The organism is Streptomyces mayonensis (genome assembly GCF_018982965.1).
GTDB classification, from domain to species: Bacteria; Actinomycetota; Actinomycetes; order Streptomycetales; family Streptomycetaceae; genus Streptomyces; species Streptomyces mayonensis.
Map to the genome: position 1 here is coordinate 1 of NZ_JACBYP010000114.1, position 26,945 is coordinate 26,945.

Sequence of the window (26,945 nt, forward strand, 5' to 3'; positions counted from 1 at the left end):
ACCCGGAAGCTAAGCCTTACAGCGCCGATGGTACTGCAGGGGGGACCCTGTGGGAGAGTAGGACGCCGCCGAACAATTATTCAAAGGGTTGGACCCGGAACTTTGGTTCCAGGTCCAACCCTTTTTTGTTCTCCGTCACCGGAAGTTCACGTTGCGCTACGACCATCGTTCGTATGGGTACCGCAGCAATGCTCAGGGCCGCCGGCGTCGGAGTCGGTGACGAGGTAGTCGTACCTGCCTTCGGAAACGTGGAGGTCGCCGAGGCCGTGGCGCTCGTCGGCGCGCTGCCGGTGTTCGCCGACATAGACCCGGCGACGTACTGCCTCGACGCGTCGGGCGTCGAAACGGCACTGACGGAACGCACCGCGGCCGTAGTCGTCGTCCACCGCTTCGGGCGACCCGCGGAGATGGGGCCACTGCTCGGCATCGGGCAACGCCACGGGCTGCTCGTGCTGGAACACGGCGAGTCCGAGGTGCCGTACGACGAGATAGCGCAGCGCAGGCAACGGGCGGCCTACCTCGACGGGAAGTTGAGGGGCGTGCGGACGCCTGACGGGGGTCACGGGCACACCTACCAGCAGTACGTGGTCCGGGTGCCGGGGAACGGCCGGCCCGACCGGGACGCCTTCGCCCGTGCCGTGCGGGCCCGGGGCGTCGAGTGCCGGGTGCCGGTGAAAGCGCCCGTGCACAGGATGCCGCACTTCCGGCGTTGCGTGTCCCTGCCGGAGACGGAGCGGGCCGTGGGTGAGACGCTCGCGCTGCCCGTCGAGGCCGCGTTGACCAAGAGGGACATGCAGCGCATCGTCTCCGCCTGCAATGCGCTGGGCGGACTGCTGCAGCCCGCGCTCTGATTCCGTGGGCCGAATCTCTGGTTGGGAGCACCGGCTTGTTCGGGGTATGATCTATTCCGTTGCCGAGGGGGGAACCCGGGAAAGCAACAGGCCCCTATAGCTCAGTCGGCAGAGCGTCTCCATGGTAAGGAGAAGGTCAACGGTTCGATTCCGTTTGGGGGCTCCAGGAGAAAGGCCCCGCCCAATCGGGCGGGGCCTTATGCGTGCCCAGGACCACATCCGTGGGCCGGCCGCGTAGCTAGTCGGCGTGGGGCTCCGGGACGCGCATCGCGAGAATCGCCATGTCGTCGGACGGGGCGTCGGACGCGAAGCGCTCGACGGCCCGCATGATCCGTGCGGCCACCGCGCCCGCCGTCAGACCGGTGCACGTGGTGAGGACGTCGGCGAGGCCGTCGTCGCCCAGCATGCGGGTTCCCTCGCGGCGTTCGGTGACGCCGTCCGTGACACACAGCAGGACGTCGCCCGGGTCGAGGGTGACCGTCTGCTCGTAGAGCTCCAGGTCCTCGATGACGCCCAGGAGCGGCTGCGGTTCGGCGGCCGGTTCCACCGTGCCGTCCTGGCGCAGGCGGAGCGGGAGCGGATGGCCCGCGCAGACCACCTTCAGTTCCGCCCTGCCGTCGTCCTGCGGGCGCATCTCGCCGTACAGCAGCGTGAGGAAGCGGCTGCGGGCGCCCTCGTCGAGGATGGCGGAGTTGAGGCGCTGCAGGACCTCCGGGCCGCTGAGGCCCTCGCGGGCCAGCAGACGCAGGGCGTGCCGGGCCAGGCCCGTGACGGCCGCCGCGTTGGGGCCCGTGCCGCAGACGTCGCCGATGGCGAAGCCGTACGCGTCGTCGCTGATGGGGAAGAGGTCGTAGAAGTCGCCGCCGACCTCGTTGCCCTCGCCGGCCGCGCGGTAGATGACGTCGACCTCGACGCCGTCCACCACGGGGAGTTCCGGGGGCAGCAGGCTGCGCTGGAGGGACTGGCTGATGGCCGTGCGCTCCGAGTACAGCCGGGCATTGTCCAGGGCCAGGGCGGCCCTGCGGGACAGGTCCTCGGCGAGTTCCAGGATCTCCTGGCGGAAGTGGTCGTCGGTGGGTTTGCCGAGGGTGAGCATGCCGATGACGCGGTTGCGGGCGACCAGGGGGAGGACGACGGTCTCGCCGCCGACGGCGGACGCCGTGGCGAGAGTCGGGCCGATTCCCGTACTCAGGGGCTGTGCCGGGTCGCCGCTCAGACCCAGGTCGCGCATGGAGGTGCGCAGAGCGGCCTGGTGGGCCATCTCGGCGGGGGCCGACCACACCCGGGCACCCGGGGTGGGGACCGGGTCGGGCGGCGCGATCTTCGACAGCAGGGACTTGATGCCGTCGATCAGCTCCTCGTCCTCGTGCAGGACGTAGGAGAGGTACGGGTCCGACGACTGGTCGGCGATCGTGTAGACGGCGCACCAGGTGGCCAGGGTGGGGACCGTCATCTGGGCCATCAGGGCCAGCGTCTGGTCGCGGTCCAGGGTGCCCGCCAGGAGGTCGGAGGCCTCGACGAGGAAGCTGAGGGAGCCGCGCCGCAGCCGCTCCAGTTCGCCGAGGCGGGCGGACTCGACGGCCAGCGCGATGCGGTCGGCGGCGAACTGGAGGCGCAGCGCCTCCTCGTTGGAGTACCGGCCGGCGGACTCGGCGGCGACGCCCAGGGATCCGGTGAGGCGGCCCTCGACCTTGAGCGGGACGGTGACGACCGAGCGCATGCCCGTGCCGTTCAGGAGCGGAACCGCGCCCGGGACGGCCTCGAGGTCGTCGTGGACGGCGGGCATGCGAGCCGAGCCGTACCGGCCGGGGCCCGCCTCGACGGGGACGCGGGCGAACCGCTGGCGGGCGGAGGGCAGGCCGGTGGAGGCGCGGACCTCCAGCTCCGTCTCGTCGTCGGTCGCCAGGAGGAGGAAGGCGGCGTCGGCGTCGAGCATGTCGCGGGCGCGTTCGACCGTGCGCTGGAGGAGGCCGTCGAGGTCGTCGGGTGCGGGGGAGCCGATGAACACCTCGAAGGGATCGGTGCTCTGGCCCTCCGTGGCCGGGGCGTCAGCGGACGGTACGCGCAACGGCGTCTGCAGCACCGCGCGTTCGCGGTCCCGGACGAGGAGGCAGACCGTGGACGGTTCACCGCCGGTGTCGCGGACGCGGAGGTGGGAGGCGTAGACCGGGATGACGCGGCCGCGGGCGTCCCTTATGCCGTAGCTGCCCTCCCAGCGGGAGAGCTGGAGTGCCTCGGCGATGCCGGTGCTGGTGCCCGGGGTGTGCGGCCAGGCGGCGAGGTCGGTGAGCGGCTTGCCGGTGACCTGATCGGCGGAGTAGCCGAAGAGGTCCTCGGCGTCCTCGTTCCAGGACGTGACGGCGCCGGTGCGGTCGATCTGGACGACGGCGACGCGGACGCGGCCGTCGGCGAGGGGCAGCAGGTCGGCGGGGAGGGAGGGGCCGGCGGCGCGGGTGCCGACCGGGCGCTCGGGCAGGTGGAGGTGGAACCAGACGTTCTTCAGCGTGGGCGTGTACTCGACGCCCCAGCGGTCGGCCAGGGCCGCGCACAGCTGGAGCCCGCGGCCGCCCTCGCGGTCGGGGCTGCCCATGTCGGCCGGGGAGCCCTGGAGGGGGACCTCGCGCTCGGGGTAGTGGTCGGCCACCTCGATCCGTACGCCGTCGTCGCCGCGCAGGCACAGGACGTCCGCGGTGGTGCCGGCGTGGACCACCGCGTTGGTCACCAGTTCGCTGGTGAGTACCACGGCGTCGTCGATGATGTCCGCATGGCCCCAGCCCTGGAGCGTGTCGCGGACGAAGGACCGGGCACTCGCCACGGACCGCCCGACGGGCTCGAAGCTGGCGGCCGCGCGCGCGGTGATCACAGAACTCCCTCTCTCCCCGTGCCCGGCCTCATGGCCGGCCGGCTCGTGCCGCTGCTGCGGCACTCCGCCCGTCGACCCGGGATCCGGGGGCTGTTCCCCCGGGATCAGTCCGGTGGTCATTCCGGCCGCCCCTCCGATGCCCGCTTCGTCTCCGTACCACCGCCCAGACCGGCCGCACCGGCTTGGCTGGACAGCCGCATGCAAGGTTACTTACCTTCGCCGTCCGTGCGGATGCCGGTCTGCAGTGTTTCCGCCCAGAGGGTGTGCGGACGATGTGCGAAGCTGCCGAACTGTTATGGCCTGGTTCGGCCGGGGTGAAACACTGGGAAGGCTGCTTGTGAAGGTCCGGGCAGGTGAATGCCCGCCGAGTGCGGCGGGCAGCAGCCCCCGGAAGCGGTCCGGCGAGCCGGGCCCTGCCATCCGGCAGCATGGCAGTACGCGGCAGTAACCGGTCCGTCGCGCGGTGGCGGGCGGACACAGCAGTATCGGTCGACCCCTGCGGGAGGGACACAGTGGAGTCTGGCGCAGCGACGCGGGCCACGAAGACGCGCGCGAAAGGCGGACAGTCCCTGAGTAATAAGGGCAAAACGCGGGGCGGCAGTACGACGGTGGACACGGCCGCGCTGAACCGGCTGCTCGCGGCGCTCGTGTCCATGCGGGAGGGGAACTTCCGCAGGCGGCTCACGGTGTCCGGCGACGGCGTGATGTCGGAGATCGCGGCGGTCTTCAACGAGGTGGCCGACCGCAACCTCCACCTCACGGGTGAGCTGGCGCGGGTGCGGCGCACCGTCGGACGTGAGGGAAAGCTCACGGAGCGGCTGGAGACCGGGGCCTGCGAGGGCTCCTGGGCGACCGCGATCGACAACTCGAACGCGTTGGTGGACGACCTCGTACGGCCCGTCTCCGAGGTCAGCCGGGTGCTGTCGGCGGTGGCGGACGGTGATCTGTCGCCCCGTATGGAGCTGCGGACGCAGAGCGAGGAGGGCACCGGGCAGCCGCTGCGCGGTGAGTTCCTCAAGGTCGGCCGGACCGTGAACAACCTGGTCGACCAGTTGTCGACGTTCACGGACGAGGTCACGCGGGTGGCCAGCGAGGTCGGTACCGAGGGCAAGCTGGGCGGCCAGGCGCGGGTGCGGGGCATGTCGGGTTCGTGGAAGGACCTGACGGACTCCGTCAACACGATGGCGTACCGGCTCACCGCGCAGGTGCGGGACATCGCGCTGGTGACGACGGCGGTGGCCAAGGGCGACCTGTCGCGGAAGGTCACGGTGCACGTGGCCGGCGAGATGCTGGAGCTGAAGAACACCGTCAACACGATGGTGGACCAGCTCTCGGCGTTCTCGTCCGAGGTGACACGCGTCGCCCGGGAGGTGGGCACCGAGGGCGCCCTGGGCGGGCAGGCGCAGGTGCCGGGTGTGGCCGGGGTGTGGAAGGAGCTGACCGACTCCGTCAACACCATGGCCGGGAACCTGACGGCGCAGGTGCGGGAGATCTCCCACGTGACGACGGCGGTGGCCAACGGCGACCTGTCGAAGAAGGTGACGGTGCCGGCGCGCGGCGAGGTCGCGCAGCTCGCCGAGACGATCAACCAGATGACCGAGACGCTGCGGATCTTCGCGGACGAGGTCACGCGCGTGGCCAACGAGACCGGTGGCGAGGGGCAGCTCGGCGGGCAGGCGAACGTGCCGGGCGCGGCCGGCATCTGGAAGGACCTGACGGACTCCGTCAACACCGTCTTCCGGAACCTGACGACGCAGGTGCGCGACATCGCCGCGGTGACGACGGCGGTGGCCAGCGGTGACCTGTCGCAGAAGGTCACGGTGGACGTGGCCGGCGAGATGCTGGAGCTGAAGAACACCGTCAACACGATGGTGGACCAGCTGTCCGCCTTCGGTGCCGAGGTCACGCGGGTGGCCCGGGAGGTCGGTGTCGAGGGCGAGCTGGGCGGCCAGGCGCAGGTGCCGGGGGCGGCGGGGACGTGGAAGGACCTGACGGACTCCGTCAACACCGCGTTCCGCAACCTCACCGGTCAGGTGAGGAACATCGCGCAGGTGACGACGGCGGTGGCCAACGGTGACCTGTCGCAGAAGGTCACGGTGGACGTCTCCGGCGAGATGCTCCAGCTGAAGAACACCGTCAACACGATGGTGGACCAGCTCTCCAGCTTCGCCGACCAGGTGACGCGGATGGCCCGGGACGTGGGCACGGAGGGCCGCCTCGGCGGTCAGGCGCGGGTCGACGGCGTGTCGGGGACCTGGAAGGAGCTGACGGACTCCGTCAACTCCATGGCCGGCAATCTGACCTCCCAGGTGCGCAACATCGCCCAGGTGACGACGGCGGTGGCGCGCGGAGACCTGTCGCAGAAGATCGACGTCGACGCGCGCGGCGAGATCCTCGAGCTGAAGAACACCATCAACACGATGGTGGACCAGCTGTCGTCCTTCGCCGAGCAGGTGACCCGGGTCGCCCGCGAGGTGGGTACGGAGGGCCGCCTCGGCGGCCAGGCCCAGGTGCCGGGTGTCGCGGGCGTGTGGCGCGACCTGACGGACTCCGTGAACGGCATGGCCGGCAACCTCACCGCGCAGGTGCGCAACATCGCGCAGGTGGCCACGGCGGTGGCCCGCGGTGACCTGTCCCAGAAGATCACCGTGGACGCGCGCGGGGAGATCCTGGAGCTGAAGAACACGCTGAACACGATGGTGGACCAGCTGTCGTCGTTCGCGCAGGAGGTGACGCGCGTCGCGCGCGAGGTGGGCACCGAGGGCATCCTCGGCGGCCAGGCCGAGGTGCAGGGCGTCTCCGGCACCTGGAAGGACCTCACGCAGTCCGTGAACGGCATGGCCAACAACCTGACCATGCAGGTGCGCAACATCGCCGAGGTCACCACCGCGGTGGCCAAGGGCGACCTGTCGAAGAAGATCACCGTCGACGCCAAGGGCGAGATCCTCGAGCTGGTCACCACCGTCAACACGATGGTGGACCAGCTGTCGTCCTTCGCGGAGCAGGTCACGCGGGTGGCGCGCGAGGTGGGCACCGAGGGCATCCTCGGCGGCCAGGCCCACGTGCCCGGCGTGGTCGGCATCTGGAAGGACCTCAGCGACAACGTCAACCTGATGGCGAAGAACCTCACCGTGCAGGTGCGGAACATCTCCCAGGTGGCCGCGGCCGTGGCCAACGGCGACCTGACGCGGACGGTGACGATCGAGGCGCGAGGTGAGGTCGCGCAGCTGGCCGAGACGTTCAACACCATGGTGAAGACGCTGAGTTCGTTCGCGGACCAGGTCACCAAGGTGGCCCGCGAGGTGGGCACGGACGGCATTCTCGGCGGTCAGGCGCACGTGCCGGGCGTGGCGGGCACCTGGAAGGACCTCACCGAGTCGGTGAACCAGATGGCGTCCAACCTGACCGGCCAGGTGCGCAACATCGCCATGGTCACCACGGCGATCGCCAAGGGCGACCTGACCAAGAAGATCGACATCGACGCGCGCGGCGAGATCCTGGAGCTGAAGACGACCATCAACACGATGGTGGACCAGCTGTCGTCGTTCGCCGAGGAGGTCACCCGGGTCGCCCGCGAGGTGGGCACCGAGGGGCAGCTGGGCGGCCAGGCGCGGGTGCGGGACGTCGACGGGACGTGGCGCGACCTGACGGAGTCCGTGAACGAGATGGCCGGGAACCTGACCCGGCAGGTGCGTGCCATCGCGCGCGTGGCGACCGCGGTGACGCGCGGCGACCTGAACCTCAAGATCGACGTGGACGCGTCCGGGGAGATCTCCGAGCTGCAGGACTACATCAACAAGATGATCGCCAACCTGCGCGACACCACGATCGCCAACAAGGAGCAGGACTGGCTCAAGGGCAATCTGGCGCGGATCTCCGGCCTCATGCAGGGCCGCCGCGACCTCCAGGACGTGGCCTCGCTGATCATGAGCGAGCTGACGCCGGTGGTCTCCGCGCAGCACGGCGCGTTCTTCCTGGCGATGCCGCTGGCCGACGGGCAGGACCAGGCCGGCGCCGAGGGCGACCCGTACGAGCTGCGGATGCTCGGTTCGTACGGCTACTCGATGGGGTCCATGCCGACCTCGTTCCGGCCGGGGGAGGCGCTGGTCGGCACGGCGGCCCAGGAGAAGCGCACGATCCTGGTGGAGAACGCGCCGAGCGGCTACCTGAAGATCTCCTCCGGTCTCGGGGAGGCGCCGCCCGCCCAGGTCATCGTCCTGCCGGTGCTGTTCGAGGGGCAGGTGCTGGGCGTCATCGAGCTGGCGTCCTTCACGCCGTTCACGCAGATCCAGAAGGACTTCCTCAACCAGATCGCCGAGATGATCGCGACGAGCGTCAACACCATCTCCGTCAACACCAAGACGGAGGTGCTGCTGAGCCAGTCGCAGGAGCTGACCGAGCAACTGCGGGAGCGGTCCGCGGAGCTGGAGCAGCGGCAGAAGGCGCTCCAGTCCTCCAACGCCGAACTGGAGGAGAAGGCGGAGCTGCTGGCGCAGCAGAACCGCGACATCGAGGTGAAGAACACCGAGATCGAGGAGGCGCGGCAGGTTCTGGAGGAGCGTGCCGAGCAGCTTGCGGTCTCGATGCGCTACAAGAGCGAGTTCCTGGCCAACATGTCGCACGAGCTGCGTACGCCGCTCAACTCGCTGCTGATCCTGGCCAAGCTGCTCGCCGACAACGTCGACGCGAACCTCTCCCCGAAGCAGGTCGAGTTCGCCGAGACGATCCACGGCGCCGGCTCCGACCTGCTCCAGCTCATCAACGACATCCTCGACCTGTCCAAGGTCGACGCGGGCAAGATGGACGTCTCCCCGACGCGCATCGCACTCGTCCAGCTCGTGGACTACGTCGAGGCCACCTTCCGGCCGCTGAGCGCGGAGAAGGGCCTGGACCTGTCGGTGCGGGTGTCGCCGGGGCTGCCCGCCACCATGCACACCGATGAGCAGCGGCTGCTGCAGGTGCTGCGCAACCTGCTGTCCAACGCGGTGAAGTTCACCGACTCGGGCGCCGTGGAGCTGGTCATCCGGCCGGCCCGGGACGAGGTCCCGCAGACCATCCGGGAGCGGCTGCTGGAGGCCGGTTCGGTGAACGACCCGGACGCCGAGCTGATCGCGTTCTCCGTGAGCGACACGGGCATCGGGATCGCGGCCAGCAAGATGCAGGTGATCTTCGAGGCGTTCAAGCAGGCCGACGGCACCACCAGCCGCAAGTACGGCGGTACGGGCCTCGGGCTGTCCATCTCGCGGGAGATCGCGCAGCTGCTCGGCGGTGAGATCTACGCGCAGAGCGAGCCGGGCCGGGGGTCCACCTTCACGCTCTACCTCCCGCTGCACCCGAGCGAGTTGCCGCCGAACGGCTACCCGCAGGCCCTGCCGTCCGCGGAGGCGGGAGCGCCGCCGGTGTCTGGCGGGGCGGCCGCGGAACTGCCGGGCCCGGAGGCGGAGACAGTGACCGAGACGACGCCGTACCAGGACGAGGAGTACGGCGCCGCGCCGCTGTTCCGGGACCGTCACCGGTCGGCCGGGACGGACGAGCTGCCCGCGGTGCGCGCCCGGGAGTCGGCGGGCGAGCGGGGCACGACGCAGCGCTCGGGCCGGGCCATCCGGTTCGGCGGGCAGAAGGTGCTGATCGTCGACGACGACATCCGCAACGTCTTCGCGCTCACCAGCGTGCTGGAGCAGCACGGGCTGTCCGTGCTGTACGCCGAGAACGGGCGCGAGGGCATCGAGGTCCTGGAACAGCACGAGGATGTCGCGGTCGTCCTGATGGACATCATGATGCCCGAGATGGACGGGTATGCGACGACCACCGCGATCCGCCGGATGCCGCAGTTCGCGGGGCTGCCGATCATCGCGCTGACCGCCAAGGCGATGAAGGGCGACCGGGAGAAGGCGATCGAGTCCGGCGCGTCCGACTACGTGACGAAGCCGGTCGACCCGGACCACCTGCTGACGGTCATGCAGCAGTGGACGCGGGAGGAGTGACCGCCGGGAGCCCTCCGGCAGCCCGCAGGGCGCGTTCGGGCGACGCGGCGTCTGCGGGGCGTACGTGTCCGCAGGGCGTACGGGTCTGTGGAGCGTACGGGCCTGTGGGGTGTGCGGGGCCCCGGGGCGTGCGGGGCCCCGGTCGCGTCGGGGCGTACGCTGCCGGCGGGCTTCGGAGGGCGCCCCGGACGTCCGCGGGAAGGGCTCCCCGGATACGTTCGGGGACGGTGTCCGGGGTGCGGGAGGGTACCTTCCGTGCCGGACTCCGGGGCAGTGTGCGAACGTGGGGGGTGCATGAACGGCGGGAACCTTCGGTGCCGCGCCCAGTCGCCGACTCGGTGTGCCCGAAGCCGTGTAGAAGTACGGGAATCGGGGAACCTTCTGGTCTCCCGCAGCGTTTCTGCTACGTGCACAGTGACATCACGGTGACAGGGTGTGGCGACAGGCGGGGTGCGGCTACGATGACCGGCACGAGGACGGACGGCGCAAGGGAGTCGTCCCCAGGGGCGGCACCGGTCGGTGCTGTGCCAAGTCCTGCGGACAGGGGAGGCCCCACGCCGGGGCGAGGAGGGCGGGCCATGGTGCAGAAGGCCAAGATCCTCCTGGTCGATGACCGGCCGGAGAATCTGCTGGCGCTGGAGGCGATCCTCTCGGCGCTCGATCAGACGCTGGTGCGGGCATCGTCCGGGGAGGAAGCGCTCAAAGCACTGCTCACGGACGACTTCGCGGTCATTCTGCTGGACGTCCAGATGCCGGGCATGGACGGTTTCGAGACCGCCGCGCACATCAAGCGGCGGGAGCGGACCCGGGACATCCCGATCATCTTCCTCACCGCGATCAACCACGGGCCCCACCACACGTTCCGCGGGTACGCGGCGGGCGCGGTGGACTACATCTCCAAGCCGTTCGACCCCTGGGTGCTGCGCGCCAAGGTCTCGGTGTTCGTCGAGCTCTACATGAAGAACTGCCAGCTGCGCGAGCAGGCGTCGCTGCTGCGGCTCCAGTTGGAGGGCAACGACAAGGCCGAGGAGGGCGAGGCGAAGGAGCCTGCGGGTCTGCTCGCCGAACTGTCGGCGCGGCTGGCCGCGGTGGAGGAGCAGGCGGAGGCCCTCTCCAAACAGTTGGGCGACGAGTCCACGGACGCGGCCGCGGTGGCGACGGCGGCCCACCTGGAGCGCAAGCTCACCGGACTGCGGCGGGCGCTGGACGCCCTCGACCCGGACGCCTCCGGCGGCCAGGCCGCCGTCAACTGACACCGGTCGGGATCCACCTGACACCGGTCGTGATCCGCGCGAGCCACGGACCGGCCGATGAGGGCGTGTCAGGTGCGGGATCCCGGGCGTCAGTTCCGCGTCGGCCCACCGACGACACGAACGGGTGAAGCGGTGGGCACACGTGTCGACCGCCGTCTCCCCCGGTAACCTCACACCTATGGCCTCACGTCCCTCCGCAGCCAAGAAGCAGCCCGCGAAGAAGGCGGCCGCTCCCGCGAAGGGACCGGCCAAGAAGGCCGCAGCGAAGAAGGCACCTGCCAAGAAGGCCCCCGCCAAGAAGGCGGCGGCGAAGAAGCCCGCGCCCAAACCGGCCCCGAACCCCACCGGCGGCGTCTACCGGGTGGTCCGCGCGCTCTGGCTGGGCCTCGCGCACGGAGTCGGCGCCGTCTTCCGCGGCATAGGGCAGGGCGCCAAGAACCTCGACCCCGCCCACCGCAAGGACGGTGTCGCACTGCTGCTGCTCGGCGTCGCGCTGATCGTCGCCGCGGGCACCTGGGCCGACCTCAAGGGCCCCGTCGGCGACCTCGTCGAGATCCTCGTGACCGGCGCCTTCGGCCGACTGGACCTGCTCGTGCCGCTGCTGGTCGGCGCCATCGGCGTGCGCCTGATCCGGCACCCGGAGAAGCCCGAGGCCAACGGCCGGATCGTGATCGGCCTGTCCGCGCTCGTCGTGGGCGTCCTCGGCCAGGTGCACATCGCGTGCGGCTCACCGGCCCGCGGCGAGGGCATGCAGGCCATAAGGGACGCGGGCGGTCTCATCGGCTGGGGCGCGGCGACCCCGCTGTCGTACACGATGACGGACATGCTGGCCGTGCCGCTGCTCGTGCTGCTCACGGTCTTCGGGCTGCTGGTCGTCACGGCCACGCCGGTCAACGCGATTCCGCAGCGGCTCCGGCAGCTGGGGGTGCGGCTCGGCGTGGTCGACGACCCGGAGGCCGACGAGTTCACCGACGACGACGAGCGGTACGAGGAGCAGTGGCGCGAGGCGCTCCCCGCGCGGGGGCGCGGCCGGTCGCGCCGGGCGGCGGCCGACGAGCCGTACGACCCGGACGCCGCCGAGCAGGAGGCGCTGGAGAAGCGCCGTGGCAGGCCCCGCCGGTCCGCCGTGCCGCAGCCCGAGTCGAACCGGTCGATGGACGCCGTGGACGTCGCCGCGGCGGCGGCAGCGGCACTCGACGGCGCCGTCATGCACGGGATGCCGCCCTCACCGCTGATCGCCGACCTCACCCAGGGCGTGAGCACCGGGGACCGCGAGTCGACGACGCCGACCCCGACGCCCGTGCCGGCCGCGCGCCCGCAGCCCGGCAAACTCAAGAAGGACCCGGCGAAGAACCCGGCGAAGGACTCGGAGCAGGAGGCGTCGACCGGCTCGGTCCCGGACCTCACCAAGACGCCGCTCCCGCAGGAGCGGGACCTGCCGCCGCGTGCCGAACAGCTCCAGCTCTCCGGCGACATCACGTACTCCCTGCCGTCCCTGGACTCGCTCACGCGCGGCGGACCGGGCAAGTCGCGCAGCGCCGCCAACGACGCCATAGTCGACTCGCTGACCACCGTCTTCACCGAGTTCAAGGTCGACGCCCGGGTCACCGGCTTCACCCGCGGGCCCACGGTCACGCGCTACGTCGTGGAGCTGGGCCCCGCCGTGAAGGTCGAACGGGTCACGGCCCTGACCAAGAACATCGCGTACGCCGTCGCCAGCCCCGACGTGCGGATCATCAGCCCCATCCCCGGCAAGTCCGCGGTCGGCATCGAAATCCCCAACACCGACCGGGAGATGGTCAACCTCGGCGACGTGCTGCGCCTCGCGGAGTCCGCCGAGGACGACGACCCGATGCTGGTCGCCTTCGGCAAGGACGTCGAGGGCGGGTACGTCATGGACTCGCTGGCGAAGATGCCGCACATGCTGGTCGCCGGTGCCACCGGATCCGGCAAGTCGTCCTGCATCAACTGCCTGATCACCTCGATCATGATGCGGGCGACCCCCGAGGACGTCCGGATGATCCTGGTCGACCCCAAGCGAGTCGAGCTGACCGCGTACGAGGGCATCCCGCACCTGATCACGCCGATCATCACCAACCCCAAGCGGGCCGCCGAGGCGCTCCAGTGGGTCGTGCGCGAGATGGACCTGCGCTACGACGACCTCGCCGCCTACGGCTACCGGCACATCGACGACTTCAACCGCGCGGTGCGCGAGGGCAAGGCCAAGCCGCCCGAGGGCAGCGAGCGCGAACTCCAGCCGTACCCGTACCTGCTGGTGATCGTGGACGAGCTGGCCGACCTGATGATGGTCGCGCCGCGCGACGTCGAGGACGCGATCGTCAGGATCACCCAGCTCGCGCGCGCGGCCGGCATCCACCTGGTGCTCGCCACCCAGCGGCCCTCCGTGGACGTCGTCACCGGCCTGATCAAGGCCAACGTCCCCTCGCGGCTCGCCTTCGCCACCTCCTCCCTCGCCGACTCGCGGGTCATCCTCGACCAGCCCGGCGCCGAGAAGCTGATCGGCAAGGGCGACGGCCTCTTCCTGCCGATGGGCGCGAACAAACCGACCCGCATGCAGGGCGCGTTCGTGACCGAGGAGGAGGTCGCGCTCGTCGTCCAGCACTGCAAGGACCAGATGGCGCCGGTCTTCCGCGACGACGTCACGGTCGGCACCAAGCAGAAGAAGGAGATCGACGAGGACATCGGCGACGACCTCGACCTGCTGTGCCAGGCGGCCGAGCTGGTCGTCTCCACGCAGTTCGGGTCGACCTCCATGCTCCAGCGCAAGCTGCGCGTCGGCTTCGCCAAGGCCGGGCGCCTGATGGACCTGATGGAGTCGCGCAGCATCGTCGGACCGAGCGAAGGCTCAAAGGCTCGTGACGTTCTTGTGAAGCCTGACGAGCTGGACGGCGTGCTCGCCGTGATCCGGGGGGAGTCTGAAGGGTAGGGAACGGCGAGCGAGGGATTCCGCCGGCGGGACGAGCGAGGTTCCGCCGACGGAGGGGCACAGCGGCCGGCCGGCCGATCGTGACTCACCCGTTAGGGATCATTGAGCAACCGTTTCCTCATGGCGTACGTCAAGTTGAGGGAAATGACAAACAGATAGTCCACCATCGGAGTACCGGGCCGTGCCGATGGCGTACAAAGTCGTACCGCCCGGTTGCCCCACCCGTTTGCACCCCCCCTAGACTGAACGTCCAGCACAGGCGGCTAAACGCTCGAAAGGCGCCCCCGTGTCCAACGGCAAATCCCCTGAAGACGAGCGTCCGATCGAAGACGTGTCCGACGACGTGTCCGCAGACGCCCCCGAGGGCGTCACCGAGGAAGCCCGCCCCTCCGTCGGCAGCGCCCTTCAGCGGGCCCGCATCGACGCCGGGTTGACCGTCGACGACATCACCACCGCCACCCGCGTCCGCATCGCCATCGTGCACGCCATCGAGGCGGACGACTTCGCCCCCTGCGGCGGCGACGTATACGCCCGCGGTCACATCCGCACGCTGGCCAAGGCCGTCGGTCTCGACCCGGCCGAGCTGCTCGCGCAGTTCGAGGTCCAGCAGGGCGGCCGCCCGGAGCCCACCCCGACCGCGCCCCTGTTCGAGGCGGAACGCATCCGTCCGGAACGCCGCGGACCCAACTGGACCGCCGCCATGGTCGCCGCGATCGTCGCGGTGATCGGCTTCGTCGGGTTCACGTTCGTCAAGGGCGGCGACAGCGGCGGCAACGAGGCGAGCGTCGCGGAGGGCGCCCAGCCGTCGTCGGACGGCTCCGCGTCGCCGAGCGCCGCGCCGAAGAAGCCCGCCGACCCCGAGCCGGACCCGAGCGACAGCGCCATCGCCGCCGCTCCCCAGGACAAGGTCACCGTCAAGGTCAGCGCCACCGGGGGCCGCAGCTGGATCTCCGCCAAGGACCACAACGGCCGGCTGCTCTTCGACGGCCTCCTCGCGCAGGGCGCCTCCAAGACCTTCCAGGACAACGAGAAGGTCAACCTCGTCCTCGGCGACGCCGGTGCCATAGAGCTCCACGTCAACGGCAAGAAGATCGAGGACGACTTCCAGCCCGGCTCCGTCGAGCGTCTGACGTACACGAAGGGCGATCCGCAGGTCGGATAGCGGAGCCTGACAACGGTTCCGGGGAGCGGACCGGCGCGGAACCGGCCGAGTTCGGCCAACCCCGTCGACGTGGGGTGTCGGCGGGACGAAGTAGTCTTGAGCGCATGCCTGAAAGCCGTACCGTCGCACTCGTCACCCTTGGCTGCGCCCGTAACGAGGTGGACTCGGAGGAGCTCGCAGGCCGTCTGGAGGCGGACGGCTGGAAGCTCGTCGAGGACGCCGAGGAAGCGGACGTCGCCGTCGTGAACACGTGCGGCTTCGTCGAGGCCGCCAAGAAGGACTCCGTCGACGCCCTCCTGGAGGCCAACGACCTCAAGAGCCAGGGCAGAACCCAGGCCGTGGTGGCGGTGGGCTGCATGGCCGAGCGGTACGGCAAGGAACTGGCCGAGGCCCTCCCGGAGGCCGACGGCGTCCTCGGCTTCGACGACTACGCCGACATCTCCGACCGCCTGCAGACCATCCTGGGCGGCGGCATCCACGCCGCGCACACCCCGCGCGACCGGCGCAAGCTGCTGCCGATCAGCCCTGCCGAGCGGCAGGAGGCCGGCGCCGCCGTCGCCCTGCCGGGCCACGGTCCCGCCGATCTTCCCGAGGGCGTCGCCCCGGCCTCCGGGCCCCGCGCGCCACTGCGCCGCCGGCTGGACGGCTCCCCGGTCGCCTCGGTGAAGCTGGCCTCCGGCTGCGACCGGCGCTGCTCCTTCTGCGCCATCCCGTCCTTCCGCGGCTCCTTCATCTCGCGCCGCCCCAGCGACGTGCTGAACGAGACGCGGTGGCTGGCCGAGCAGGGCGTCAAGGAGATCATGCTGGTCTCCGAGAACAACACCTCCTACGGCAAGGACCTCGGCGACATCCGCCTGCTGGAGTCGCTGCTGCCCGACCTCGCCGACGTCGACGGCATCGAGCGGGTGCGCGTCAGCTACCTCCAGCCCGCCGAGATGCGCCCCGGCCTGATCGACGTGCTGACCTCCACCGACAAGGTCGTGCCCTACTTCGACCTCTCCTTCCAGCACTCCGCGCCGAACGTGCTCCGCGCGATGCGCCGCTTCGGCGACACCGACCGCTTCCTGGAGCTGCTCGACACCATCCGGAGCAAGGCTCCCGAGGCCGGTGTGCGCTCCAACTTCATCGTGGGCTTCCCGGGCGAGTCCGAGGCCGACCTCGCCGAGCTGGAGCGGTTCCTCAACCACGCCCGGCTGGACGCCATCGGCGTCTTCGGTTACTCCGACGAGGAGGGCACCGAGGCGGCGACCTACGGCGACAAGCTGGATGAGGACGTCGTCGCCGAGCGGTTGGCACGTGTCTCCCGGCTGGCCGAGGAACTCGTCTCGCAGCGTGCCGAGGAGCGCGTGGGTGCGACCGTGCGGGTCCTCGTCGAGTCCGTCGACCCCTCGGACGCGGAAGGCGGCGTGCGCGGCCGCGCGGAGCACCAGGCACCCGAGACCGACGGCCAGGTGCTGTTCACGAGCGGCGAAGGTCTCGTCACCGGTCGTATGGTCGACGCGAAGGTGGTCGGTACGGAGGGTGTCGACCTGGTGGCCGAACCGCTGCTGGGATCGCCCGAGTGGAGTGAGGAGGCCGGCAGATGACCGGAGTCCCGGCGTCCGCCGCGGGAGGCTCCTCCGGTGCGCGCAGGACCGGCCCGCGCGGCACCTCCGGCGCGGCTCCGGAACCGGGCGAGTGTACGAGCCCGGGCCCGGGGGCCATGGCCGAACGGGGCAGGACCGCACGGGACCGGTCCGGGCCGGGGCGAGCCGGACAGGCCGGACCCGGGCCGGGCGGAGCCGGACGGCTCGTAACCGGAACGGGCGGAAGCGAAACAGGGGGAAACGGAGCAGGCGGTGCCGGCTCTGGCGGTGCCGGAAGCGGCGGTGCCGGAACTGGCGGTGGCGGATCGGGCGGAGCCGGAGCGGGCGGTGCCGAGCGGGGTACGGTGCGCCGGGGCGCGACCGACGGGGGTGTCGCCGGGCGGGGCGGCAAGATCGCGGCCGCCGCGGTCAACCAGGCGAGCGTGTGGAACGTCGCCAACCTCCTGACGATGCTCCGGCTGCTCCTCGTGCCGGCCTTCGTCGCGCTGATGCTCGGCAACGGCGGATACGACCCCGCCTGGCGCTCGTTCGCCTGGGCCGCCTTCGCCATCGCCATGATCACCGACCTGTTCGACGGACATCTGGCGCGTACCTACAACCTCGTCACCGACTTCGGGAAGATCGCCGATCCCATCGCAGACAAGGCGATCATGGGTGCGGCGCTCATCTGCCTGTCCGCGCTGGGAGACCTGCCGTGGTGGGTGACGGCCGTCATCCTCGGCCGGGAACTGGGCATCACCGTGCTGCGGTTCGTGGTCATCCGGTACGGCGTGATCCCCGCGAGCCGCGGCGGCAAGCTCAAGACCCTCACGCAGGGCGTGGCCGTCGGGATGTACGTCCTGGCGCTGACGGGGCCCCTGGCGACGCTGAGGTTCTGGGTGATGGCGGCGGCGGTCGTCCTGACCGTGGCGACCGGCCTCGACTATGTGAAGCAGGCCATTGTGCTCCGCCGCCGGGGAATCGCCGAGCGCAGGACGGCGTTGGAGGGGAAGGAAGCTTGAGTTCCGCGGCCGCCGAAGTGGTGCGACTACTCACGGTGAGGGGCGAGACCCTCGCGGTCGCCGAGTCTCTGACCGGTGGCCTGGTGGCGGCGGAGCTGACCGCGGTCCCCGGGGCCTCCAAGGCGTTCCGGGGCTCCGTCACCGCATACGCGACGGAGCTGAAGCGGGATGTCCTCGGAGTCGACCCCGACCTGCTGGCGGCACGGGGAGCGGTGGACGCGCAGGTCGCGGCGCAGATGGCGGCGGGCGCACGCAGAACGCTCGGCGCGGACTGGGGCATCGCGACCACCGGCGTGGCCGGTCCGGAGCCGCAGGACGGGCAGCCCGTGGGCACCGTCTTCGTGGCCGTCGACGGGCCCCCGGGGGCCGACAGAGGTTCTGCCCGTGGCGGAAAAGTGGAGGCACTGCGGTTGAACGGCGACCGCGCGGAAATCCGTATGGAGAGTGTACGGAGCGTACTCGCGCTGCTCCTGAAGGGGCTTGCGAGCGAACAGACCGGGAATGAGTCGGCACAGGATACGGAACGGAACGGGGGGTTTTGATGTTTGCAGCCCTGAGTGAACACGACATCGCTCCCCGCACGGCCGCGGCGCGAGGCGGTACGGTGGGGCGTGAAGGATGCGGTTACACGGTCCGAGGAGGGAGCCACCGATGATTCTGCTCCGTCGCCTGCTGGGTGACGTGCTGCGTCGGCAGCGCCAGCGCCAGGGCCGTACTCTGCGCGAAGTCTCCTCGTCCGCCCGAGTCTCACTCGGCTATCTCTCCGAGGTGGAGCGGGGGCAGAAGGAGGCTTCTTCCGAGCTGCTCTCCGCCATCTGCGACGCGCTGGACGTACGGATGTCCGAGCTCATGCGGGAAGTGAGCGACGAACTCGCCCTCGCCGAGCTGGCCCAGTCCGCCGCGGCGACGCCCAGCGAGACCGTACCGGCGCCGGTGCGTTCGATGCTGGGTTCCGTGTCGGTGGCCGGTGTGCCACCGGAACGGGTGACCATCAAGGCGCCCGCCGAGGCAGTGGACGTCGTCGCCGCCTGAGCGCCCGAGAACGTGAGTGTGTGAGGCCCCGTCCGGGGCTTCTCCGGGGGACCGGAGAGGCGCGGCCGGGGTTTTCGCATGTCCGGGCGCGTGGTCCCCCGTGCTGGTCGCGGCTGTGCTGATCGCGGCGGGGCTGGTTGCGGATGTCCTGGTTCCGGGTGTGCTGGTCCCGGGCGTGCGGGAGCAGCTGCAGGCGGTTCGTGTGCCGGTTTGCCGGTCCGTTGCGGTGCGGTCATCGTGGAGGGTGATGGCCGGGGGCCGAACGCCGGAGGTGCGGATGTACGTCGTGAAGAGCCCGTTGTCCGACGCGGACCTGAAGACCGTCTCCGAGGCGCTGCAGGGAGCCCTCGCCGACCTCGTGGACCTGGCCCTGGTGGCGAAGCAGATCCACTGGAACGTGGTCGGACCGCGGTTCCGCTCCGTGCACCTCCAGCTCGACGAACTCGTCGGGACCGCACGCACCTATTCGGACACCGTGGCGGAGCGCGCCTCGGCACTCGGTGTGTCACCGGACGGACGGGCCGCGACGGTGGCCGTCGGCAGCGGCATCGACGTGACCCCGGAGGGCTGGGTCGACGACACCACCGCCGTGCAGACGGTCGTGGACGCGCTGGGCGCGGTGATCGGGCGGATGCGTGAGCGGATCACGGCGACCGGAGACCCCGATCCGGTGAGCCAGGACATCTTCATCCAGGTCACGGCGGAGCTCGAGAAGCAGCACTGGATGTTCCAGGCCGGGAACGGATGACACGGCATGCGGCCCGGGCCGACGGCTCGCCGGACGGCCGCGCTGGGCCTCGGCGCGCTGTGGTGGTGGGCCGTGCTCCGGCTGGCCCTGGAGCCGGAAGCCGGGGTGCTCGAAGGTGCCGTGGCGGTCGGTGGCTGGGGACTGAGCGTGCTGCCGGTGCACTGTGTGCCGCGCCGCCGGGCCGAGGGCGCACTGGAGGCGGGCCGGTGGCGACGGGCCCTGCGTGCGGTGGCGCGGGGTCCGGGCCGGGGTACGGGGCCGTCCGGCTCGGACGACTCGGACGACTCGGACGGTGCGGACGGCCCGGGCGGTTCGCGCAATCCAGGGCCCGGTGCGAGCGGCCCGTCCGGCGCGGATCGCGTGCCCGGCCCGGACGGGCCCGTCAGGCGGTTCTGAGCGTGCCGTGAACAGGCCCGGGAGAGAAGCAGAAGCAGCCTTGCAGCATGTGGGCAGTGCGGCGGGGAATGGCAGCGTGTGCCGGGCGGGGCCGAGTGGCGGCCGCGCGGGGGCCGAGACCGGCGAGACCGGCGCGGTAGGGGTGCCTCTCGGGGCGTCCTCGGGTGCTCGGTGCGGAGGGTACGGGCGCGTGCGACGCGGGCGGACGTTGCCCCGTTGGGTTGGGGGGCCTCCCACAAGCTCCGTCGGACGGGAGGCGCCGCGAGGCAGGTGCCGTTACGGGCCGGCAGCTGACGGGCGCGGGAACGGGCGGGGCTGCGGTCGGCGCCCGACCTGCCCGTCCGGACGGCGGCCCGAAGCGCATTGGCTCGGCGCATCTCGTTCAGCGCATCGTTCAGCGCATCGACTCGCGAAAGGACAGAGGCCATGAGCGTCACCGGTGTGGACAAGAATCCGGACAACCTGACCCTCACCCTGGTCGCCGACTTCGCCGCCCCGGTGGCGCGGGTGTGGCGGCTGTGGTCCGACCCCCGGCAGCTGGAGCGCTGGTGGGGCCCGCCGGCCTACCCGGCGACGGTGGAGGAGCACGACCTGACGCCCGGCGGGGACGTCACGTACTACATGACCGGTCCGGAGGACGAGAAGTACCGCGGCTGGTGGCGGGTGGCCACGGTCGACCCGCCCGCCTCGCTGGAGTTCACCGACGGCTTCGCCGACGAGCAGGGGGTGCCCGACGCCGCCATGCCGACGACCACGAACCGGGTCACGCTCACCGCACGCGACGGCGGTACCCGTATGGAGATGCGGTCGGCCTTCGACAGCCGCGAGCAGATGGAGCGGCTCATGACCATGGGCATGGACGAAGGTCTGCGCGAGGCCGTCGGCCAGATGGACGACCTGCTCGCCGACTGAGCCGCGGGAGGCCGGTCGCGGTCGCTTCGGCGGCGGGTGGTGCAGCCGAGCTTCGGCGGGCGGGCCCGGCCGGTGGGCCTCAGCGCCAAGTCCGGGTTCCCGAGTGGCCCCGTGATGGCGGCGCGGGTCCGGCCTGGCAGGTCGGACACCAGTACGTGGGGCGCTCGCGGGAGCCGTCGCCCTGGTCGGCCACTCGTACCGGTGTGCCGCAGCGCAGGCAGGGCCGGGGCGCGCGGCCGTACACGAACAGGTCCTGGCCGCGCAGCCCCGTGGTACGGCGCACCGGCCGGTCCCGGTTGGCCTCCAGGAGCTGCTGCGCGAGTACGGGAAGCTGTGCGGCCCGGTCGGCGGGCAGGTCACCCACGGGGAGCCAGGGAGTGACGCCGAGCAGGAAGCAGAGCTCGCACTTGTAGACATTGCCGACACCGGCGAGGTTGCGCTGGTCGAGCAGGGCCTCGCCGAGGGGCCGGGCCGGGTCCGCGAGCAGGTTGCCCAGGGCTCGTACCGGATCCCAGCCGGCGCCCAGCAGGTCCGGGCCGAGATGGCCGACGGCGCGCTGTTCGTCGCTGGTGCGCAGGATGTCCAGCACCGGGAGGCGGTAGCCGACGGCCGTGCGGTCGGTGGTGCCGAGGATCAGCCTGATCTGGTGGGCCGGGCCGCCGCTCCAGCGCCGGCCGGGTGCGAACACCTTCCAGGAGCCGTCCATGCGCAGGTGGGAGTGGACCGTGAGACCGCCCTCGACGCGGGTGAGCAGGTGCTTGCCGCGCGGGACGGTGTCGAGGACCGCACGCCCCGTGAGATCGGCTGTCGCGTACCGGGGCACGCGGAAGTCGCTGCGGGTCAGCACCTTGCCCGCGAGGGCTTCGTGCAGCCGCCGCGCTGCCTGCCAGACCGTGTCACCTTCGGGCATGGGTCAAGGGTGGCAGGCTCACGCCCTGATGCGCAGACCACGCGGGGTGGCGACAAAACCGGCCTCCTCCAGCAGCGGACCGAAGGGCGACGTCAGGGCCGCCGCGCCGTTGACGCGCTCCACGGTGACCGTGCCGAGCGAACCGGCCAGGGCGGCCGTCGCGAGAGCCTCCGCGGCGGCCCGCAGCCGCGGGTCGTCGGTGGGCGGGGCGTCGGGGGCGGAGGGCCACAGCAGGAGCGTCTTGCCGCCGCGTTCCATGTACAGCGCGGGTTCGCCGTCGACGAGGACCACCAGGGAGCCCGCCTTCCGGCCGGGCTTGTGTGTGGCGCCCGTCGGCGGTTCGGGCCAGGAGAGGGCCGCGCCGTAGGCGTTCGCCGGGTCGGCGGCGGCCAGGACGAGGGCCTGCGGCCCGCCTGCGGGGCCACCCCGGCGGCCCGTGTCGTACGGGCCGCCCGGGCCGCCGAAGCCGCCCTGGGCGCCGCCTTGGCCCGGACCGGCTGAGCGGGGACCGCCTCCGCGCGGGCCGCCCGCGCCCGGCTCCGCGTAGTCCCGGGGCGAGATGTAGTCCCCGCGGGAGGGGGAGCGGCCCAGACCGTCGGGATCCGAGAAGACATCGTCGTACGGGGCCGGCTCACCGCGCCCGCCGGAAGCGAACCGGCCGGGCGTGAACCCGGCGGAGGAGCTGTCGTGCGGGGAGTCGCCGGTGGGGGAGACCGCAGGGAAGCCAGAGGGTTCTTCCTCGGAGGGAAACTCCCAGGAAGAACCCTCTGCGGGGAAGCCGGCGGAGGGAGCCCCACGGGGGAAGTCCCCTGAAGCGGCGGCGGAGGGGAAGTCCCCGGCCGGGGCGGGGGAACCGCCGGGACCACCTGGCCCCCCGGGACCGGGCGGGTGCCCGGGGGCGCTGCCGGTCGGCACCGTCTGTCCGGACCGTCCGTCACCGCGCTCGCGGGCGTTCGCCACAGCGCGCAGGCGGTCCACGGCCCCCTCCATGGCGAACTGGGCCGCGCCGAGCCCCTCCACGACATAGCCGCGCCGGGCCTGTCCGCTCTCCTCCATCGCGGCCAGGATCCGGTATACCGCCGAGAAACCCCCCTCGACGCCTTCCGCACCCACTGCCCCGCGGGTCACCACGCCGTGCCGGTCGAGGAGCGTACGGGCCAGGGCATGGGCCCGCACCGTGGTGTCGGCCTCGCGGACCGGGAGCAGGGACCAGCGGCCCGCGACGGTCGGCGGCCCCGAACGGGACGCCGGGCGGGCGGCCGCCGCCAGCGAGCCGTACCGCCCCCGGGGCACCGCGCGCTTGGCACGGTGGGCGGTGGAGCCCGCGGTGCGGCCCGAGCCCAGCAGCGAGCGCAGCGGGGCGAGCGTGTCGTTCGTCAGGCGTCCGGACCAGGCCAGGTCCCACAGGGCGTCGGCCAGCTGCGGGTCCGTGGCGTCCGGGTGCGTGGTGGCGCGTACCTGGTCGGCGATCTGCCGGAAGAACAGCCCGTACCCGCCGGATAGGGCGGTCAGCACCGACTCGTGCAGGGCGGTCGTCTCCAGGGGGTGCGGGGGCGGCAGCAGCAGGGGCGCCGCGTCCGCCAGGTAGAGCGAGACCCAGCCGTCCTTGCCGGGCAGCGAGCCCGCTCCGGCCCACACCACCTCACCCGCGACCGTCAGCTCGTCCAGCATCGCCGGGTGGTAGTTCGCGACCCGGGAGGGGAGGACCAGCTTCTCGAGGGCGGAGGCGGGTACGGAGGCACCCTGCAACTGCTCGACCGCGCGCACCAGTCCGTCGGCACCGCGCAGGGTGTGCCCCCTGCCGATGTGCTGCCACTGAGGGAGGAACTGGCCGAGCGCGGCCGGGGGCACCGGCTCCAGCTCGTGACGCAGCGCCGCCAGGGAACGGCGGCGCAGCCTGCGCAGCACGGTCGTGTCGCACCACTCCTGGCCGATGCCCGCCGGATGGAACTCGCCCTGCACGACCCGGCCCGCCGCGGCGAGCCGCTGCAGGGCGCCCTCGGTGACCGCCACGCCCAGCCCGAAACGGGCCGCTGCGGTGACCGACGTGAAGGGGCCGTGGGTGCGGGCATGGCGGGCGAGGAGGTCACCGAGGGGGTCCTTGACCGGCTCGGTGAACGCCTCGGGCACCCCGACCGGCAGCGCCGTGCCCAGCGCGTCGCGCAGCCGGCCCGCGTCCTCGATCGCCGCCCAGTGGTCGGCACCGGCGATCCGCACGCTGATCGCGCGGCGGGCAGCTGCCAGCTCCTGCGCCCACTGCGGCTCGGCGCCCCGTTCGGCCAGCTCCGCGTCCGTCAGCGGACCGAGCAGCCGCAGCAGGTCGGCGACGCCCTCCGAGTCCTTGGCGCGGCGGTCGTCGGTGAGCCACTGCAGCTCGCGCTCCAGCTCGGTCAGCACCTCCGCGTCGAGCAGCTCGCGCAGCTCCGCCTGACCGAGCAGCTCGGCCAGCAGCCGCGAGTCCAGGGAGAGGGCGGCCGCCCGACGTTCGGCGAGCGGCGAGTCGCCCTCGTACAGGAACTGGGCGACGTAGCCGAAGAGCAGGGAACGGGCGAACGGGGACGGCTCCGGGGTGGTGACCTCGACCAGGCGCACCCTGCGGGACTCCACGTCGCCCATCAGCTCGACCAGGCCGGGCACGTCGAAGACGTCCTGGAGGCACTCGCGGATCGCCTCCAGCACGATCGGGAACGAACCGTACTCGCTCGCCACCTCCAGGAGCTGCGCTGCGCGCTGCCGCTGCTGCCACAGCGGGGTGCGCCTGCCGGGGCTGCGGCGCGGCAGCAGCAGCGCACGGGCGGCGCACTCGCGGAAACGGGACGCGAACAGCGCCGAGCCGCCCACCTGGTCGGTGACCACCCGGTCGACCTCGCCCTTGTCGAAGACGACGTCGGCCGCGCCCACGGGCGCCTTCTCCGCGTCGTACTCCAGGCCGGGCTTCGCGGGGTCCTGGTCGAGGAAGTCCAGGCCCATCAGGTCGGCGTCCGGCAGGCGCAGCACGATGCCGTCGTCGGCGTGCATCACCTGGGCGTCCATGCCGTACCGCTCGGTCAGGCGGGCGCCGAGGGCGAGCGCCCAGGGGGCGTGGACCTGGGCGCCGAAGGGGGAGTGGACCACGACCCGCCAGTCGCCCAGCTCGTCCCGGAAGCGCTCGACGACGATAGTGCGGTCGTCGGGGACGTGGCCGCAGGCCTCGCGCTGCTCGTCGAGGTAGGCCAGGACATTGTCCGCGGCCCAGGCGTCCAGGCCCGCGGTCACCAGCCGCAGCCGCGCGTCCTCCCGGGACAGGGACCCGACCTCGCGGAGGAACGCGCCCAGCGCCCGACCCAGCTCCAGCGGGCGGCCCAGCTGGTCGCCCTTCCAGAACGGCAGCCTCCCCGGCACGCCGGGCGCGGGGGAGACCAGGACCCGGTCGCGCGTGATGTCCTCGATCCGCCAGGAGCTGGTGCCGAGCGTGAAGACGTCGCCCACACGGGACTCGTACACCATCTCCTCGTCGAGCTCGCCGACCCGGCCGCCGCCCTTCTTCGGATCGGCACCGGCGAGGAACACCCCGAAGAGCCCGCGGTCGGGGATCGTGCCCCCGGACGTGACGGCGAGTCGCTGTGCCCCCGGGCGTCCGGTGACCGTACCGGCGACCCGGTCCCAGACCACGCGCGGGCGCAGCTCGGCGAAGGCGTCGGAGGGATAGCGGCCCGCGAGCATGTCCAGGACGGCCGTGAAGGCCGACTCCGGCAGCGAGGCGAAGGGCGCGGCGCGGCGGACGGTGGCCAGCAGGTCGTCGACCTGCCAGGTGTCCAGCGCGGTCATCGCCACGAGCTGCTGGGCCAGCACGTCCAGCGGATTGGCCGGGATCCTGAGGGCCTCGATGGCCCCGCTGCGCATCCGCTCGGTGACCACGGCCGACTGCACGAGATCGCCGCGGTACTTGGGGAAGACCACACCCGTGGAGACGGCGCCGACCTGGTGTCCCGCGCGGCCCACGCGCTGGAGGCCGGAGGCGACGGAGGGCGGCGACTCGACCTGGACGACCAGGTCGACGGCGCCCATGTCGATGCCCAGCTCCAGGCTCGAAGTGGCGACCACGGCGGGCAGCCGGCCCGCCTTGAGGTCCTCCTCGACGACGGCGCGCTGCTCCTTGGAGACCGAGCCGTGGTGGGCGCGGGCGATCACGGGAGGGGCTCCCTGGGCGGCGCCCGAGCCGCCCATCAGCTCGGCGGGGGAGTGGTGCTCGTCCAGGGGCTCGCCGGTGGCCCGCTCGTACGCGATCTCGTTGAGCCGGTTGCACAGGCGCTCCGCCAGCCGCCGTGAGTTCGCGAAGACGATCGTGGAGCGGTGCGACTGCACGAGGTCGGTGATCCGCTCCTCGACGTGCGGCCAGATCGACGGGCGCTCCGCGCCCTCGTTGCCGTCCGCGACCGGGGAGCCGCCGAGCTCGCCCAGGTCCTCCACCGGAACGACGACGGACAGGTCGAACTCCTTGCCCGACTCCGGCTGGACGATCTCGACCCTGCCGCGCGGAGCGAGGAACCGGGCGACCTCGTCCACCGGGCGGACCGTCGCCGACAGCCCGATGCGGCGGGCCGGCTTCGGAAGCAGTTCGTCCAGCCTCTCCAGGGTGAGCGCGAGGTGGGCGCCGCGCTTGGTCCCCGCGACCGCGTGCACCTCGTCCAGGATCACCGTCTCGATGCCGGTCAGCGCGTCGCGCGTGGCCGAGGTCAGCATCAGGAACAGCGACTCCGGCGTGGTGATCAGGATGTCCGGCGGCCGCGTGGACAGGGCGCGGCGCTCGGCGGCCGGGGTGTCGCCGGAGCGGATGCCGACCTTGACCTCGGGCTCGGGCAGGCCGAGGCGTACGGACTCCTGGCGGATGCCGGTCAGCGGGCTGCGGAGATTGCGCTCGACGTCGACGGCCAGTGCCTTGAGCGGAGAGACGTACAGGACGCGGCAGCGCTTCTTCGGGTCGGCGGGCGGGGGCGTCGAGGTCAGCTGGTCCAGGGCGGCCAGGAAGGCGGCCAGCGTCTTGCCGGATCCGGTGGGGGCGACCACCAGGACGTCCGAGCCCTCCGAGATGGCCTGCCACGCGCCCGCCTGGGCGGAGGTGGGCGCGGAGAACGCCCCCGTGAACCAGCCGCGGGTCGCGGGGGAGAAGCCGTCGAGGGCTCGGTGTGCGGAGCTGACCATGAATCCATCGTGCACCCCGGCACTGACAATCGGCCTGAGCAGGACGTATGCGGGGCGAGGGCCGGTCAGGGGTGCCGGCGGAGGCGCCGGCGGGCAGTAGGGCGGCTGGGGGCGAGGGG

15 protein-coding genes, 1 tRNA gene and 1 rRNA gene are annotated in these 26,945 nt (G+C 71.8%); 14 read left to right on the top strand and 3 right to left on the bottom strand.

From position 1 onward, the window contains the following. From rrf to HZS56_RS30590, 3 genes are all read left to right on the top strand, one after another. Nucleotides 1-74 (top strand): 5S ribosomal RNA (gene rrf, locus HZS56_RS39240); the annotation flags it as partial. Between the two features lie 114 nt (nucleotides 75-188). Then, nucleotides 189-851, top strand: a complete 663-nt coding sequence (locus HZS56_RS30585; protein WP_216724071.1) for a DegT/DnrJ/EryC1/StrS family aminotransferase — start codon at nucleotides 189-191, stop codon at nucleotides 849-851. Nucleotides 852-941: 90 nt separating this feature from the next. Beyond that, nucleotides 942-1,017: transfer RNA gene (locus tag HZS56_RS30590), tRNA-Thr, on the top strand. Between the two features lie 72 nt (nucleotides 1,018-1,089). Here HZS56_RS30590 and HZS56_RS30595 read toward each other — a convergent pair. Further along, nucleotides 1,090-3,834 carry a SpoIIE family protein phosphatase gene (locus HZS56_RS30595; protein WP_216724059.1) on the bottom strand — a complete coding sequence of 915 codons (2,745 nt, stop codon included), beginning with the start codon at nucleotides 3,832-3,834 and terminating at the stop codon, nucleotides 1,090-1,092. A 392-nt stretch (nucleotides 3,835-4,226) separates the two neighbouring features. On the opposite strand from HZS56_RS30595, the gene HZS56_RS30600 reads away from it, so the two are divergent. The 11 genes from HZS56_RS30600 (at nucleotide 4,227) to HZS56_RS30650 (ending at nucleotide 20,735) form a co-directional block, all read left to right on the top strand. Further along, on the top strand, nucleotides 4,227-9,698 hold the full coding sequence (locus HZS56_RS30600; protein WP_216724060.1) for a HAMP domain-containing protein: 5,472 nt from the start codon (nucleotides 4,227-4,229) through the stop codon (nucleotides 9,696-9,698). A gap of 578 nt (nucleotides 9,699-10,276) precedes the next feature. After that, entirely contained in the window at nucleotides 10,277-10,951 is a 675-nt protein-coding gene (locus tag HZS56_RS30605) for a response regulator (RefSeq protein ID WP_216724061.1), read from the top strand. A 178-nt stretch (nucleotides 10,952-11,129) separates the two neighbouring features. Then, a complete protein-coding gene (locus HZS56_RS30610) occupies nucleotides 11,130-13,898 on the top strand; it encodes a DNA translocase FtsK (RefSeq protein ID WP_216724062.1) in 2,769 nt (922 codons plus the stop codon). A 286-nt stretch (nucleotides 13,899-14,184) separates the two neighbouring features. Beyond that, nucleotides 14,185-15,060, top strand: coding sequence for a helix-turn-helix domain-containing protein (locus tag HZS56_RS30615; protein WP_216724063.1), 876 nt, complete (start codon nucleotides 14,185-14,187; stop codon nucleotides 15,058-15,060). A 104-nt stretch (nucleotides 15,061-15,164) separates the two neighbouring features. Beyond that, the gene (rimO, locus tag HZS56_RS30620) at nucleotides 15,165-16,646 is read left to right on the top strand and encodes a 30S ribosomal protein S12 methylthiotransferase RimO (protein WP_216724064.1); all 1,482 of its coding nucleotides are present in this window, start codon (nucleotides 15,165-15,167) and stop codon (nucleotides 16,644-16,646) included. A 116-nt stretch (nucleotides 16,647-16,762) separates the two neighbouring features. Continuing rightward, nucleotides 16,763-17,647, top strand: a complete 885-nt coding sequence (gene pgsA / locus HZS56_RS30625) for a CDP-diacylglycerol--glycerol-3-phosphate 3-phosphatidyltransferase (RefSeq protein WP_374201227.1) — start codon at nucleotides 16,763-16,765, stop codon at nucleotides 17,645-17,647. Then, a complete protein-coding gene (locus HZS56_RS30630; protein WP_216724066.1) occupies nucleotides 17,644-18,189 on the top strand; it encodes a CinA family protein in 546 nt (181 codons plus the stop codon). Before pgsA ends, HZS56_RS30630 begins: the two co-directional genes overlap by 4 nt. Nucleotides 18,190-18,298: 109 nt before the next feature. Next, nucleotides 18,299-18,679 (top strand): helix-turn-helix domain-containing protein, encoded by a 381-nt coding sequence (locus tag HZS56_RS30635; RefSeq protein ID WP_216724067.1) that lies wholly within the window; start codon nucleotides 18,299-18,301, stop codon nucleotides 18,677-18,679. A 277-nt stretch (nucleotides 18,680-18,956) separates the two neighbouring features. Next, entirely contained in the window at nucleotides 18,957-19,427 is a 471-nt protein-coding gene (locus HZS56_RS30640; protein ID WP_216724072.1) for a Dps family protein, read from the top strand. Between the two features lie 6 nt (nucleotides 19,428-19,433). Further along, a complete protein-coding gene (locus tag HZS56_RS38560; RefSeq protein WP_253915172.1) occupies nucleotides 19,434-19,823 on the top strand; it encodes a hypothetical protein in 390 nt (129 codons plus the stop codon). A gap of 426 nt (nucleotides 19,824-20,249) precedes the next feature. Continuing rightward, nucleotides 20,250-20,735 carry an SRPBCC family protein gene (locus HZS56_RS30650; protein WP_216724068.1) on the top strand — a complete coding sequence of 162 codons (486 nt, stop codon included), beginning with the start codon at nucleotides 20,250-20,252 and terminating at the stop codon, nucleotides 20,733-20,735. Between the two features lie 79 nt (nucleotides 20,736-20,814). Here HZS56_RS30650 and HZS56_RS30655 read toward each other — a convergent pair whose 3' ends face one another. Together HZS56_RS30655 and HZS56_RS30660 are read right to left on the bottom strand one after the other, a co-directional pair. Then, on the bottom strand, nucleotides 20,815-21,645 hold the full coding sequence (locus HZS56_RS30655) for a DNA-formamidopyrimidine glycosylase family protein (protein WP_216724069.1): 831 nt from the start codon (nucleotides 21,643-21,645) through the stop codon (nucleotides 20,815-20,817). An 18-nt stretch (nucleotides 21,646-21,663) separates the two neighbouring features. Further along, the gene (locus tag HZS56_RS30660) at nucleotides 21,664-26,826 is read right to left on the bottom strand and encodes an ATP-dependent helicase (protein ID WP_216724070.1); all 5,163 of its coding nucleotides are present in this window, start codon (nucleotides 26,824-26,826) and stop codon (nucleotides 21,664-21,666) included. Nucleotides 26,827-26,945: the final 119 nt, after the last annotated feature.